Source organism: Sphingomonas sp. 67-41, from assembly GCF_001899725.1.
Lineage (GTDB): Bacteria > Pseudomonadota > Alphaproteobacteria > Sphingomonadales > Sphingomonadaceae > Sphingomonas > Sphingomonas leidyi.
Genome location: NZ_MKWJ01000003.1, coordinates 1 through 14051, shown reverse-complemented (window position 1 = coordinate 14051; position 14051 = coordinate 1). Strand labels below are relative to the sequence as shown.

General features: G+C 60.9%; 10 protein-coding genes. 6 read left to right on the top strand and 4 right to left on the bottom strand.

Annotated features, from left to right (window positions below; genetic code table 11):
* Nucleotides 1-67: 67 nt before the first annotated feature.
* The 4 genes from BGP17_RS01865 to BGP17_RS01850 form a co-directional block, all read right to left on the bottom strand.
* Nucleotides 68-2587, bottom strand: coding sequence for a strawberry notch-like NTP hydrolase domain-containing protein (locus BGP17_RS01865; protein ID WP_353681858.1), 2520 nt, complete (start codon nucleotides 2585-2587; stop codon nucleotides 68-70).
* Nucleotides 2588-2739: 152 nt separating this feature from the next.
* Entirely contained in the window at nucleotides 2740-3108 is a 369-nt protein-coding gene (locus BGP17_RS01860) for a hypothetical protein (protein WP_070157233.1), read from the bottom strand.
* A gap of 92 nt (nucleotides 3109-3200) precedes the next feature.
* Complete coding sequence (locus BGP17_RS01855) at nucleotides 3201-5192, bottom strand: ParB/RepB/Spo0J family partition protein (protein ID WP_070157234.1); 1992 nt, start codon at nucleotides 5190-5192, stop codon at nucleotides 3201-3203.
* 33 nt (nucleotides 5193-5225) lie between these two features.
* Nucleotides 5226-6164 (bottom strand): DUF7146 domain-containing protein, encoded by a 939-nt coding sequence (locus BGP17_RS01850; RefSeq protein ID WP_070157236.1) that lies wholly within the window; start codon nucleotides 6162-6164, stop codon nucleotides 5226-5228.
* A gap of 515 nt (nucleotides 6165-6679) precedes the next feature.
* On the opposite strand from BGP17_RS01850, the gene BGP17_RS01845 reads away from it, so the two are divergent.
* From BGP17_RS01845 to BGP17_RS01820, 6 genes are all read left to right on the top strand, one after another.
* Nucleotides 6680-6886 (top strand): hypothetical protein, encoded by a 207-nt coding sequence (locus BGP17_RS01845; RefSeq protein ID WP_124810433.1) that lies wholly within the window; start codon nucleotides 6680-6682, stop codon nucleotides 6884-6886.
* A gap of 102 nt (nucleotides 6887-6988) precedes the next feature.
* On the top strand, nucleotides 6989-7384 hold the full coding sequence (locus tag BGP17_RS01840) for a winged helix DNA-binding protein (RefSeq protein ID WP_070157108.1): 396 nt from the start codon (nucleotides 6989-6991) through the stop codon (nucleotides 7382-7384).
* A gap of 345 nt (nucleotides 7385-7729) precedes the next feature.
* The gene (locus BGP17_RS01835) at nucleotides 7730-8209 is read left to right on the top strand and encodes an RNA polymerase sigma factor (protein WP_234419338.1); all 480 of its coding nucleotides are present in this window, start codon (nucleotides 7730-7732) and stop codon (nucleotides 8207-8209) included.
* Nucleotides 8202-9269, top strand: a complete 1068-nt coding sequence (locus BGP17_RS01830) for a FecR family protein (protein WP_070157106.1) — start codon at nucleotides 8202-8204, stop codon at nucleotides 9267-9269. The genes BGP17_RS01835 and BGP17_RS01830 overlap by 8 nt, the downstream gene beginning before the upstream one ends.
* A gap of 149 nt (nucleotides 9270-9418) precedes the next feature.
* Nucleotides 9419-11974: a TonB-dependent receptor gene (locus BGP17_RS01825; protein WP_199857377.1), complete on the top strand. Its 2556-nt coding sequence runs from the start codon at nucleotides 9419-9421 to the stop codon at nucleotides 11972-11974.
* A gap of 8 nt (nucleotides 11975-11982) precedes the next feature.
* Complete coding sequence (locus BGP17_RS01820) at nucleotides 11983-14028, top strand: prolyl oligopeptidase family serine peptidase (protein ID WP_286710807.1); 2046 nt, start codon at nucleotides 11983-11985, stop codon at nucleotides 14026-14028.
* Nucleotides 14029-14051: the final 23 nt, after the last annotated feature.

Genomic DNA, 14051 nt, shown 5'->3' with positions numbered 1-14051 from the left:
CGCCTACCGCCGCCACGCTCGACATAAACTGCGACTGCAAAGAATATGTCTAATGTTGAGCTCAACATTACACGGCCGCTCGGGGCGAGAGTTCCAGATCGAGATGAGCGCGTTCTTGCGGAGAGATTTCAGCCAGCCGCCTGTCGAGGATAGCCTCGGCGGTGCTGACAAGTTGAACAACCGCGACGTTGCCGGCCGAGAGTTCGGTTTCGATCGCCTTGAAGACCGTCGGCATCTTCATCGAGATCAGCAATGCCGACCAGAAGCGCTGCTTGGAGCTTTCGAACCGGCTCAGCGCAGATCCCTTAGCCATTGCGTTCAGGGTTCGGCCCGAGGCGCGATCAACGATATTGGCGGCTTTCAATGCGGCGTCGACATTGCGATGAATCACGGCCCACGCGTCGGCATAGGCGTCGTAAATCTCGATCTGGGCGGGTGTAAGCTTATGCTCAAGCGGGTCATATTCGACCCCGGCGAAGCTGAGTGCGCGGGCCGTGTAGAGGCCCATGGCCTTGGTGTCGCGCGCCACGATCTCCATCGCCGCGATACCGCCCTCCTCCATTGCCGCAAGGAAAGCGTCTCTGTCCCGGAAGGCGGTGCCTGGCCCCCACAGGCCGAGCCGCGCGGTGTAGCTCAGATTTTCCGGCTTGGTCGCTCCGGTCGCGGAGACATAGATGACCCGGGCGCGCGGCAACGCGATCTGCAGCCGGACGCCGGCAAGGCCCTGTTCGGACCCCTTGGCCGCGCCAAACTCGGTCTCAGTGCCGGCCGCGTTCCCGAGTGCATGCGATTCGTCGAGCAGGATGACGCCGTCGAAGTCTGGCCCCGCCCAATCGAGCAATTGTTGCAGACGCGATGCGCGGTCATGCCGCTGAGAGCGGAGCGTCGCATAAGTGAGGAAGACGATCCCGCTAGCCATGGCGACGGGTTCACCGAGGGGAAACGCATCGAGCGGCTGGATATCGATCGGCACGCCCCCGAGCGCGCTCCAGTCCCGCCTTGCGTCCTCGATCAAGGCCGAGCTGCGCGAAATCCAGATCGCCCGGCGGCGGCCGCGGTTCCATTGGTCGAGGATGATGCCCGCGCCTTCACGGCCTTTGCCGACACCGGTGCCGTCAGCGATGAAGAAGCCCGTCCGGTAAACCGCGCCTTCCGCATCCTCGTGCAACTGGTCGCCCGCCTTGTTGGGGGAGAAGGTGCCTTTGAGATCGCGCTCACACGCTTCGCCGGCATGGATGATCGTTTCGAGCTGGGCGTCAGACAGGGCCGCGAAAGCCTGCGGCTGGAACATCGGACGATAGCTGGGCGCGGGCGGCAGCACGGATGCCATGGCAACCGACTCCACCAATTGGTCCGGGTGGGGCCTTGCGCCGTGAATTTCGATGCGTGCAGGCCGCCAGGGCGCGTAATGTCCGAGCGGATCGCCCGCTGGCAGCGGCGTTGCGCGGATCGTATAGTCGACCGGACTGGCACTTCCATCGGCCGCTATGCGGTCGGGGACAACCAGCGCGCGCTTCTGGATGCCGCCGAAGATCGTCGACGGCGATGGCTTGGCGGAGGCGCGCGGTCGCAGGGGGATGACGGCCGGTGCTGGCGGCTCCGGCTCGGGCACGGAAAGGCGCGGCGGGACGCCTGCGACCAGCGCCGCGGCTTCCTCGATCGTTTGGGCAGTCAAGCGTTCCGTTGGCCCTGTCCAGCCTTTGTCGAGTATGATCAGGCGGACCGCGATGCTGGTGCCATGCTTGGCATAGGGGTTGCCGAGGATCGTGATTTCGACACGCGGCTTCGCGGTCTCGCAGACCATCGTATAGCCGGTGGCCGCTGTACCATCCGCTGCGAAGCTGGGTGGCATGATCGCGACGCAGCGGCCGCCCGGTGCAAGCCGCAGCAGCGCGGAACGCAAATGACGGGCGCCGGCGAAGCGGTCCTTGCCCCGACCGTCGCTCCGGCTGAAGGGCGGGTTCATCAGCACGAGGCTCGGGGAAACGCCGGGGGGTAGCAGGTCGTTGATGAATTCGGCGTCGTGGGTTGTGACAGGATCGCCGAGCAGCTTTCCAAGCAGCGCGGCGCGGCCGGGATCGCGCTCGTTCAGGGTCAGCGCGACACCGAGCCGAACCGCTTGAGCGGCCAGCATGCCGGTACCGGCAGAGGGTTCGAGCACCTGGTCGTCCTTGCGGATACGCGCGGCCTGCGCGGCGAGCCAGGCAAGCGAGATCGGCGTACTGAACTGCTGCATCTCGACCTGATGCTCGCTGCGATAGGTCTGGGTGGGGAGCGCCCGTTCGAAGCGGCGAAGCGAGGCGAATGCATCGGCGCCGTCCGGAACGATGCCGGTCCAGCCTCCAGGTGATTTGAGGAGGATAACCTGTGCCGCCTCGAGCGCATCATAAGCGTCGCGCATCGACCAGTTGCCGGTCGCGTCGGAGGCCGAGAAGGCTTCCTCCATCAGGCGTTTGAGGTCCTGGCGGCGAATAGAGTGGCCGCGTCGGAGCAGGTCAGACAACCGGGTGGCGACGTCGAGAAGACGCGTGGTCTTGGAAGTTTCAGGCTCGTCGGGATGTGCGAGCGCGAGCAAAGGAACAGACATGGCGGAACTCCGGATTGGATCAGGACCATCGCGGCCCACCACTCCTCCTCCCCCTTCCCTCCCGGTGTGCGGTCAGCATGAAAACAGGGCCGTGGCATGAGGCCAGGCCCTGAGTTGGAGGCAGAAGGTGAGACGGAGAACTTAGTGGCGCCCTATGATGATCCGAGAAGGATCACGGCAATCGACGGCTTCTCCTCAGACGGATGGTGCCGGCTGTCATAAGCATTGCGGCCCCCGCGACCGATGGTGAACAGGTCGAAGCTGGGCGATGTCCCACCATTCGCATTGGGGATGGTGGTCCCATTGTCGTGATATTGGATGTCGATGAAGCTCGGCGCAGCGCCGCGCTTATATTCGCCGAAGAAGAAGGTGATGCGGCGCCCATCGCTGGTGCGTGCGCTGATCGTGAAGTTCCCGTCGGGGATATCGATCGGCATGGTAGGCACATCGTTGAAACGGGCGAAACCGATCGATTCGGCGTCGCGTGCGGTCATGATGGGGAGCTGGGTGATATCGGCCATGGTCTGGTTCCTCGGACCTGGTTCGCCGCTTGAGGCGCAAGTGGACGAAAAAAGGGACCGCAACGCGAGGCTGCGGTCCCATGGACGTTGGATCAGGCGGCCTGCTGGAGTTCGTCATCCGAGCCGGTGACGCTCTCGTCATTTGCGGGCACCGGCTCAGGCGCGATGGCGGGCACGCTGAAACGCATGACGTCAGGCACCCAGGCGAGAGCCGCTTCGCGCAGTTCAGCCTCGATGGGGACGGAGCCGCCGAAGATCTTCTCGGCCGAGGTCGCGAGATCATGCTTCTTCGACGCACCGTAGCGGCTCGACAATTCCTTGCCCCCAATCTCTTCGAGATGGGTGAGGATCGCCGCCTTGCTGCTCAGGCGATCGAAATAGTTGTTCGCGGTCGGACGCCACCAGGCCGCTACATCGATTTCGAGCTTGGTGCCGAGATGGTCGATCATGGCCTCGCCAGTCTTGCCCGCGACGACTGCGTGGAGCGTCCGGGCGATTGCCCAGGCGAGCCAGGCCGCACGAACCTCATCGGGAAGCGCGCAGAAGGCGTCGTAGCGCTGACAGGCATCGCCAGCCTCGGTCCAGCTGCGATCGAGCGCCTCGTCGATCTTGCCCCATTCCTCGGCGGCAAGCGTGCCGCTCTGGTAGCCGGTGAGCCCGGAGAAGGGCTTATCGGCCTTGAGTTCGGTCGCAAGGTCGAAACCGCTGGAATGCCGGGTCGCCTTGTCGACCATCCAGAACGTTCCGAGATCGAGGGCGAAGCGCGGATCGCTGGCGATATGAACGCGCAGCAATTCGCTCTTCATCTCGGCCAGTTCCAGGCTGAGACGCTGGCTGTACGCGGACCTCCCCGTGGTGGCGACGACATCGTCGTTGTCGACCTCGCCTTCAGCCTGCTCGTCCTGCTCCTCATCATCAGGCTCGTCGACCGGAGCGACATAGAGTTGCTCGTGAAGGCGCGGCTGGCCGTCATGACCGATGACGACATAGGCGAGCGCCCCCGCCTTCTGCTCCTCGGAGATGATCGGTACGGGTTTCTCGATCGCGCGATATTCCGCTTCGAGCATTTCGACTCGGTTGGCCTGTTCGACCTGGCCGTCTTCATCAGCATCTTCCCAGGCTTCGTTGGCGGCCTCGATTTCAGCCTCAATCTCCTCGAGACGCGCCTGCTGCTCCGCCGTGAGTTCGGGCGCGTCGCCCTTGAGCGGGCGCAGGTCCCAGGTGTCGTTGTAGCTGACATGGGTCGAGGGAATGATGCGGACTTCCGCCAGCCCCTCACGGGTGCGCAGGTCTTCCGCGGCGGCCGCGAGCTTGTCCGCCACGAGACGGTTAAGGAGATCGCCGTCGATCCAGCGCTCGGTCGTCGAGTCGGTGAACAGGTCGAGATCGACCCGGCCGCCTGCCTCGATATAAGCATCGCGCCCGACCAGAAGCGCCTTGGGATCGCTGCCGACATAAGTGTCCTCAACGAGCTGACGTTTGATCTCGTTGACGTTGGCCCGGTAATAGCCATCCTTGAGGAGTTCGAACACCTCAGCCTGCTTGGTACGATCGCTATTGCTGGCATAGGCAACGGCTACATTCAGCGTGATCTCGCCGTTGCGCAGAGCTTCGAAAATCGGATCGGCGAGATCGGCAAGGCGAAGCCGACTGCGCACGAACCGCTCGGTGAGGCCGAAGCGCTTGGCGACGTCTTCGGGGGTCTTCTTCTCGCTCTCGATGATGTCCTGGAAGGCCCGGCAAGTATCGGCCGGGTTCATCGTGAGGTTGAAAAAGTTCTCTTCGAGGCTGGTCTCGATCGCGTCCTTGGCATTGCCCAGAACGAGGACCGCCAGCTGATAGTCGGCAGCGAACACGCCCTTCTCGATCAGGCGATGGACCGCGTCGAGCCGTCGTCCGCCCGCGATGATGCGGTAATGTCCCTTTTTGCGCGACACAGGCACGCCGATGAGGTTCTGGCGGACGCCCTTGACGGCAATATTCGCCTCGAGCTGGGCATCGGCGACGGGATCGCCGACAGTTCGAACGTTGCTCGGGGACTTGGCGAGGTTCGCCGCGGCCACGAGGATGGGTAGTTGGGTCATGTGGATAGTCTCCTGGCGGGGACAGCCTGACCATCAGGCCACTTTCCGCCACCACTCCCCCACTCCCTCCCCTCCCGCCCGAAGCACGTCGTTCCAGTCCTTGAAGCCGGGCGGCGGGAACTCGGTGTCGATATCGCGACCCGGCATCGCGTAGCTTTCGAGTGCGTGGGCGACGCCGATTTCGCCGGCGATGTCATTGTCAGGGAATAGAATCAGGCGCCTGACGCGGTCGGGGATCGCAATCTGATGGAGTCGCTCGCTGCCGAGCGTGGCCCAGACCGGAATCCCGAACAGGATCATTGCGGAGATTGCGGTTTCGACCCCTTCGGCGAGTCCAAGGATCGACGTCGCAGTGCCCAGCATGACTGCCGCGCGCTCGGGGCGGCCAAGCGTCATGCGTGGATCGGCAAGATCGCGGGCGCGCCGCGCATCGTCCCGATCGAAGAATGTGCGCTGGATGGCGATGAAGCGCCCCTCATCATGAAGGCCGCCGTCGTGAAGAGCCGTGATCATAGCGGGCCGGAACTCAACGTCGTCCCCCTGTCCGAGAGGTGTCCGGGGATGGAAACGCAAGGCACGGGGCAGCAGCGCTATTCGTCTGCGCCGCAGATAGATTTCGGCGGGTGTGCCGATCAATGGCCTGGCTTCATCCCATATCCGCAATGCCTGCTGACGCCGCCACAGGTCCGTTGGCATTCCCGCCGAGGCCTGAGAGGCCTTGTCCACATGGTGCAGTGCTTTTTCTTCGAGGCGCAGGATCTCATTGATGACGTCGCGAGAATCGCAGCCGGCGAAGCACTTGAAGAGCAGTGCATGGTCCCCCACGCGGACAGAGAGGCTGGGACTGCGGTCGGCATGGGCGGGACAACGGCACATCGCACCGCCCGGCTTCCAGACGCCCCCCAGACGCTTCACGATATCGGACCCGATAGCCTCGAGTTCCGGATTATATTTGCTTATGGTACGAGCCATGGGCGTGTCCCGAAAATGGGCTGCCCGCCGGTGGCCTCATCGGACGTGAAGAACGGCAGATGGGAAGAGACGGGCAAGCATTGGACGGGCGACCCGCAGATCACCCAACCAATTTCCGCCCACTCCCCTCCATCGCCTTGGCCGCGATGGTGCGACTGGTCTAAGTTTATGGCGAGCACCCATGCTCCCGGCCACCTACCCCAATGGGCCGAGATCTCCGGCAAACAACATAGGCTGGGACTCCAGCCTCTCGCCGATTTCTGGGTAGGTGATATCGAAACGCCGCAGCCTCTCGGTAAGATGCCGGGCGTCGTCGCCAATAGCGACTCTGCGGCGGACGCGGTCCGTCCCGACTAGCTCGCTCCGTAAGCTTGGCGAGGCGCTCGCAAGGGCAACCTCCAAATGAAGCGACAGCGTTGATTCGTCGAGTCGGGTCATCCCCTGAATGGAACAACGTAAGAACATTCTGTCAATGAGTGGAGGGCTGCAGCCTTCCCATATCGTCGGCGGGCATTGTGGGCACGCTTCGTTCCGCGTTGGCGAACACACGCCGCATCCGCAGCATCACGTCGGCCGGTTCGGGAGATTTCCGCCTTGACCTGGGCGATGTGATTGCTCCCGTCGCAGTGATTATTGATGACCATATTATCATCCAGAATGGAGCAAAGGGCATTGCGCAGCATTTACACGCAAAAATTTACAATATGAGCGACGCGACGTGAGTTTCCTTCTCGCATGAGAAAGGAGCTTCCCATGCCCATTCGCATCAGATTGAAGACCTATCGGCTGCGATCCGCGCGGCTCTCGGGACTGGAGAGCGCACAATGATCGAGGGGCAACGAATAACGACGACGGTCAGCCGATGCAGCATGATTGGATTGACCGAACAGGTACAACGACTGCGCGCCGACGAGTTTGGCAAGGATCTTTTCACGATTCCTGCATTCGAGATGTTACTCGATCTCTACACCCGCAGGAGCGTCCATCCGCGATCGCTGACATCGCTCACAGGCGCATCAAGCGCGTCGGAGCGAAACTCCCAACGCATTGTCCACCGCCTGGCAGAACGTGGCTTTGTCGACCTTCATCGTGATCCGTCCGATGGGCGCAGGATCATCGTCGAACTGAGAGAGGAAACGAACGAGATGCTCGATCGCTTCTTCGATCGACTGGTCGAGATGGCTGCCGACATGCCCATGCATCGTAGGCCTCAGAAGTGAAGGTTCGCCTGCTGCATCGCGGCATTGCGACATCCGATTTTCGCGCCTTGCCAGAGGTGAAAATCCGATGCACAGTTCTCATGCGGTCGGGAAATGGCTGGGATCCGGCTGCAGGATATTCCTTCCAAGCATGATGATGGGCTCATCCAAGGCGGTTGAGCGCAATTGTTGGACAATGTTGCCCGCCACCTTTGGGTGGTTTTGTCATGCTGTCTTCCGTTCAAAAAGGCGGCCGTACGTCGGTGCCCTTCGATCTCGTCCGGTGCGCCTGAGCATATGTACGGCGTACAACAAAACGAGGGCGCGTGCGCGCCTGCGGCCGCTGTATACGAGGAACGCCAGTTCGTGGCCATATATCGCGAGGAAGCACCGAAGCTGCGCTCCTTTCTCCGACGACGAATTTGGCTCGAGGACGACCGCGACGACATGGTGCAGGAGGCTTTCGCCAGGCTGGCAGCATCACGATCGGCCACAGCCTGGAGCAATCCCGGTGCCTATTTGCACGGCATCGTGCGGCATCTCCTCGCTGATCGGGTGCGAGCCTGGGCCAGGAGCCGTTCCTTGGACCCCGTGGTCTGCGCAGCCGGCCAGGAAGCGGCCGGGCCAGATGCAACGGCGGAGTTGAACCAAATGCGGGAGCGTTATCGTCTGGCTATCGACGGCCTTCCGCCCAGGACGAAAGAGGTATATTTGTTACATCGTGTTGAAGAACTCGGATACAGGCAGATTGCGGAACAGCTGAGCATCAGTATCCGAACTGTGGAGTGGCATGTGGCGGAGGCCATTACGCGCATCGGCAAGAGCATTGGCAATTCCAATGGCTGAGAACGAACAGCCGGAGGGTCTGCCTCGTATGGATCAGTTGACGCGCGAAGGGTCGCTATGGTTTGCGCGCATGCGCGGCCCCGATGCCCAGAGCTATCGGCCCCAGTTTGAACACTGGCTCTCGTTGGGTGCATCGCACCGCGATGCCTATGAGCGCGCGGGCGAAATCTTTGCATTGGGGCGCTTCCTCGCCAGTCAGAGGGAAGAAATCGAAGCTGAAGCCAACGACAATGGGCCGGCAGGTCATAATTGGAAATGGGCGGCCATCGCAGCCAGCCTTCTTCTTGCGCTCGGCACCGGCAGTTGGTTCGCGAACAGCGAGTTGCGCGGCCCGGCAGGTGGGACTCCCTTGGTGGCACAGGTGGATGCCCACACCGGCATCGAACGGGGTGTCTACGATACGGTGGTCGGTGGACGACGGAACATTCGACTCGCTGATGGATCTTTCGTCGAGCTCGACGAGGGCAGCGAATTGTCGACGACGTTCAGCGAGGGCAGGCGCGAACTGAGGCTCAAGCGCGGTCGCGCGCGTTTCGAGGTTGCACATGAAGGCCGTCCTTTCGTTGTATTGGCCGGCGGCGGCAGCGTGACGGCCCGTGGCACGGTGTTCGATGTCATTCTTGGCAGGGACAAGCGCGTCACGGTACGTTTGTTGCGAGGCGCTGTTGACGTCGAGCGCCCGCAGGGCGCGAAAGGCGGCCGGGGCGCAGCCGCCGCGGTGGCGAGACTGGAGCCCGGCGAGGTGCTGAGCTTCGCGGCCATAACCCCGGTGGCGCTCCCGAGCATTTCGGGCAAGGCCGCGATCGAGCCCGTCATGCTTAAACCGGATCAGCCGCTGATCCGGGAATATGAGCGCACGCCGCTGTCCGCCGTCGTTGCCGAAGCGAACAGGGACTCGGCGACCTCGATCAGATTGGCAGACCCCGTCATCGGGGCTCTCAGGGTCAGCGGGCGCTTTCGCGTGGACAATGCCGATCAGGTTGCGGACCGCCTCGCGATATTGTTCGATCTCGACGTCGAACGAACCAAATCGGACGAAATCACGCTTCGCAAAAGATAGTCCGAGATTTTTACACCCCCTACCCCGTAGATTGCAGTTTTGTTGCGATGCTCCCTGAAACTCCCGCCAGATTGTCGGGAATTTCATAGGGGGCAAGAATGGTCCAGATGCGGTCTCGGTCACGGTTTCGTTGTGCACTCCTCGCTGCGGTGGCGATTGGTACGCTTGTTCCGGGCGCCGCCGCACTTGCCCAGGAGCAACGCCGCGTCGAATACAAGATCGAGGCCGGCGATCTCGGGGAAGCCCTCAAGGCGGTCAGCCGCCAGTCGGGAAAGGACATCATCTTCACTTCCGAGGCAGTACTGGGACGGAGTGCTCCGGCGCTGCACGGAACCTATAGCGCTGACGAAGCGGTTCGGGCGCTGCTGGCAGGTTCCGACCTGGTGGCGCAGTTCCGGAAGGATGTCATCATCATCCGGGGGCGATCGAAGCCGTCGGGGGATCTAGCGGATCGCCCGGCGGATCAGCGCGACATCGTGGTTACGGGCTCGCGGATCAAGGGCGCTCCGGCGACATCGCCAGTCACGATCAGTTCCAGAGACCAAATTGAAAAGCAGGGCGCGACGGATCTTGGGAGCTACATCAGGCTTCTGCCGCAAAACTACAATGGTGGTCAAAATCCGAATGTCGCCGGCGGCGGGGCTCAGGGCAACAACAATAATGTGAGTTCCTCCTCCACGCTCAATCTGCGTGGACTTGGTCCGGACGCGACGCTTACATTGCTCAACGGCCATCGACTGGCTTACGACGCCTTGGCTCAGGGCGTGGACATCTCTGCGATCCCGTTAGCCGCGGTCGATCGTGTCGAAGTGGTGGCAGACGGCGCGTCCGCGCTCTATGGCTCCGATGCAGTTGGCGGCGTCGCGAACATCATTCTGCGTCCGGAGTTCCGCGGAACCGAGATCTCAACGCGCTTTGCAACGACGACAGATGGCGGCGGCAGACAAGCTCAAGTCTCGGCGGTGACAGGATCGACATGGTCGAGCGGTGGCTTCATGGTTGCAGCGGACTATCTATCTTCGGAGCGCATTAGCGCAGGGCAGCGCAGCTACACGGCCCTTATGGACGAGAGCGCGACGCTTGTACCCAGCGTGCGGCAAATCAGCATCGTCGCTACCGGCCATCAGCAGATGGCGGAAGGCGTAGAATTGAAGATCGATGGAACCTTCAGCCGGCGCAATTCAAAATATGATAATCCGTACCTGAATACAGGGGCAGTTACGGAAAACGGACTCCGGTCCAACCCCATCGTTCGCACCTATTCGGTCTCGCCGAGCCTGACCATAGCTTTGACGCCAGTCTGGTCGCTCAATTTCTCAGGGACGATCGCCGATAGCAAAGCGGACCTTCATTCAAGGCGATACGCTGCTTCGATCGAGACGCCGGGACGCCTTGTTTACGGAAACGACCTGAAAGCGTTGGAAGTGGGGGTCCAGGGGACTCTTGCAGAGCTGCCAGGGGGGAAGGTCAAGCTTGCGGCCGGAGGCGGAATCCGATCCTTGGGGCTCGGTGTTGAGGTATCCAACACGCCGTCCGGATCACCCACGATCGTGACCGAACAGTTTCATACGAGGCGGGCCGTCCAGTTTGCCTATGGCGAACTGACGATCCCGGTCATTGGCGCGGAAAACAGCCGGCCACTACTCTATCGGCTTGATTTCACAGCGGCGGGCCGGTTCGAGCATTATGAGGCGGTCGGATCGGTTGCGACCCCAAAGTTCGGCTTTCGCTATGCGCCATCGCCTGATTTGAGTCTGATGGGCAGTTGGGGCCGTTCATTCAAGGCGCCAACTCTTTATCAACAGAACCAGATACGACAAGGCGTATTGTTGCCCGGTTCAATCTTCTCCGATAATCCGAGCGGTCTTCCCGTCCTTTTGCTGGCTGGTGGGGGCACGCCCCTAAGCTCGGAGAAGGCTGAAACCTGGACGGCAACCATCTCGTTGACGCCGCGAGCGCTTTCAGGCCTGCATTTGCAGGCGAGCTATTTTGACGTGGCGTACAAGGATAGAGTTTCGGTACCAATTGTCGGCGCAACGGCCGCTCTGAACAATCCGATATATGCCAATCTTGTGCGCCTGTCGCCGTCGTCAGCCACTGTAGAGGCAGAAATCGCTCGTCTTCCTCAAGGACTTTCCAATTTTACTGGCGCAGCGTTTGATGCAGCCAGCCTCGCGGCGATCATCGACGCCACGGACCAGAATGTAGCTCGCCAGAACGCCCGAGGCATCGATCTCTCCGGCCAATATAAGTTCTCCATCGGTGGATCACAGACGCTGGAGCTATCAGCGAATGCGAGTTACCTCGAGAGCCGCCGCCAGGTGGCAACTGGCTTGCCATTCAGTCGATTGGCCGGCACCATTTTCAACCCACCGCACTGGCGCGCCGAAGGAGGTCTTACATATTCCCGCACGTCCTTCGACGCCTCTCTATTCGTCAACCATATTGGGGGAACCAGCGACACTCGATCGCTCCCCGAGCTCAATGTGGGATCGTTCACGTCATTCGACGCAACGCTAAGATATAAGGCCGATAAAACCAGTGGCATACTCGCCGGGACCGAGATCATGCTTTCGGTTCTCAATGTGTTGGATGAGAAGCCAGCTTCAATCGAGAACTCCGATCCATCGCTGCCGCCATATGACTCGTCCAACTATTCGGTGATCGGACGGCAGGTTTCTGTGACGATCCGTAAGCTATTCTAGTGAGCGTCATGAACAAGGCAGTCCATCTGCTCGCGCTGGCGTGCCTGGTGCCATATTCAGGCTCGGCCGCCCTGCCCAGTGACAATTCCTGCTTCGAACGGCTTACGGCCTACGCCATTGAGCGTCCACGCATACCGGGCTCGTGGATGGAACGGCCACAGTTCGATGTATCGCGAGACGGCAAGCACCTGATTTATGTTGAGCGATCTGCGAACGTTGCCGACAATTCGATCACCGACAGATTGTGGACCATCGACCTGAAGGACGGTCTCAAACGACATTTCGTAAGCGTGCTCCAGACCGCCCGTGACGGAGCTAATTTGCGGTTGCCAAGCCCCTCGTTCGATCCAGATGGAACTCGCGTTGCAGTTCTGGGGGGGAAGGTCACGACTGGCGTTACAGTCTTCGATCTGTCGGATAATCGATCCCGAGCATTCAGCCTGGAAAATGCAGCCATTGCAGATCTGCGTTGGTCTCCAGATGGGAAATCATTGGCCGTACTGGTCACGACTGCCCAAGCCGGTCTGCGACGCACCGCCTTTCAACCATCACTGGATTGGGATGGCTCGAGCCGAAGCACGCCCCGTCAAAGTGTCGCGATCCTTGATTCATCAAACGGTGCCGTCGTCGACGAGGTGCCGACTGCCTATGATCTTGTCGGGCTTGATGCCGATTTTTCCTGGTCGCCCGATGGCCGGAAAATTGCGTTCAGCGCGCAGCTATCGGGAGCGGACAGGTCGAGCCCTGCCGGGCCGAACATCTATGTGTGGGATCTCGTCACTAGGGCGATCAAGGTTCTGTCTGACCGACCGGGACCCAATCTTGACCCGCGCTGGTCTCCTGACGGAAGAAGGATAGCCTATCTGACCTCGGAGCGCCGAGACCTGCTGAAAGGCGGCTTGCAACTGGTCGTTCAGAGTAGTTCCGGCCACGAGCAGGTGATCGTATCGAAGCCGGACGAGACGACAGGTTCCCCCTATCTTCCGACCTGGATCGACGCCGAACATCTTACCTATGTCGCGATGCGTCAGATGGAATGTCCGGTTTTCAAGGTCGATGCCATTCGGGGAACAGCGGCGCTCTTGGGGCGGCAGTCATTAAATTGCTTCGGCGGAAGCAAAATCGGGATTGGTGGTTCGCTGCTCATGACCCGGCATAGCCTCGAAAATCCCGGGGAAGTCATCACGACCGCCGGGAATTTATGGTCGCCAAAAGCGCTGAGCCTTCAGCCGGGCGGCCCGCGCCTTCCTTGGCGCGCTGAGGCGGTATCATGGCAAAGCAAGGACGGCGATTACCTGATAAGCGGCGTGCTTATCCGGGCAGTCGGTCGCCAAGCAGATCAGGCAATGCTTGTTTCCGTCCCAGGCGGGCCGGCCATGGTTACACCGGATAGCTATAATGATGACGCCCCCTTTCTTCCCTATGGCCCTCTTATGAACGGCTTTTCTATATTGATCCCGAACACGAGAGGGCGCGGCGGATATGGACGTGATTTTGAAGCCGCGATCCGCGACCGGAAGGATTATGTGGAAGGCCCGCTGGAGGACGTCCTGGGAGGGGTCGATTATGCGGCGAAAAGGCTCGGCACTCCTCGATCCAGAATGGCTTTAGCTGGCTTCAGCTATGGCGGAATCCTTACCGCTTATGCAGCCAGCAACGTGCATGCATTTCGAGCGACCATAGCAATGGAAGGCGTTGTCGATTTCTACAGCAGAGCGTTGCTGGAATATGGCGGACCAAACCAACAAGCAGCCTACGCCAACATGGGTTTTGGAAATCCCTATGACATTGGTGAGAAGGAACGACTTCTATCACAATCGCCCCTGCTTTCGATCGACGCCCTTCAAACCCCTGTACTCCTGGAATGCGGAGAGAACAGTCTGGGACCCACTGATTGTCTGAAGTTTTTCCGTACCGGCAACACCCGCGGTTCGGCGCCCGTCGAGCTTGCGATCTATCCAAGAACCGGCCATCAGATTCTTGAATGTCAATCGGCGTCCAAAAAGGACCCCCTATCGGCGTCCAAAAGGGACCCCGTTTGTCGAGCGGTGTGACGGGTATGGCGGGCGTGCCGTTC

Excerpts from the sequence above, each read along its gene's own strand:
- BGP17_RS01865 (WP_353681858.1), bottom strand. The coding sequence starts at position 2,587 with ATGTCTGTTCCTTTGCTCGCGCTCGCACATCCCGACGAGCCTGAAACT.
- BGP17_RS01860 (WP_070157233.1), bottom strand. The coding sequence starts at position 3,108 with ATGGCCGATATCACCCAGCTCCCCATCATGACCGCACGCGACGCCGAA.
- BGP17_RS01855 (WP_070157234.1), bottom strand. The coding sequence starts at position 5,192 with ATGACCCAACTACCCATCCTCGTGGCCGCGGCGAACCTCGCCAAGTCC.
- BGP17_RS01850 (WP_070157236.1), bottom strand. The coding sequence starts at position 6,164 with ATGGCTCGTACCATAAGCAAATATAATCCGGAACTCGAGGCTATCGGG.
- BGP17_RS01840 (WP_070157108.1), top strand. The coding sequence starts at position 6,989 with ATGATCGAGGGGCAACGAATAACGACGACGGTCAGCCGATGCAGCATG.
- BGP17_RS01830 (WP_070157106.1), top strand. The coding sequence starts at position 8,202 with ATGGCTGAGAACGAACAGCCGGAGGGTCTGCCTCGTATGGATCAGTTG.
- BGP17_RS01820 (WP_286710807.1), top strand. The coding sequence starts at position 11,983 with ATGAACAAGGCAGTCCATCTGCTCGCGCTGGCGTGCCTGGTGCCATAT.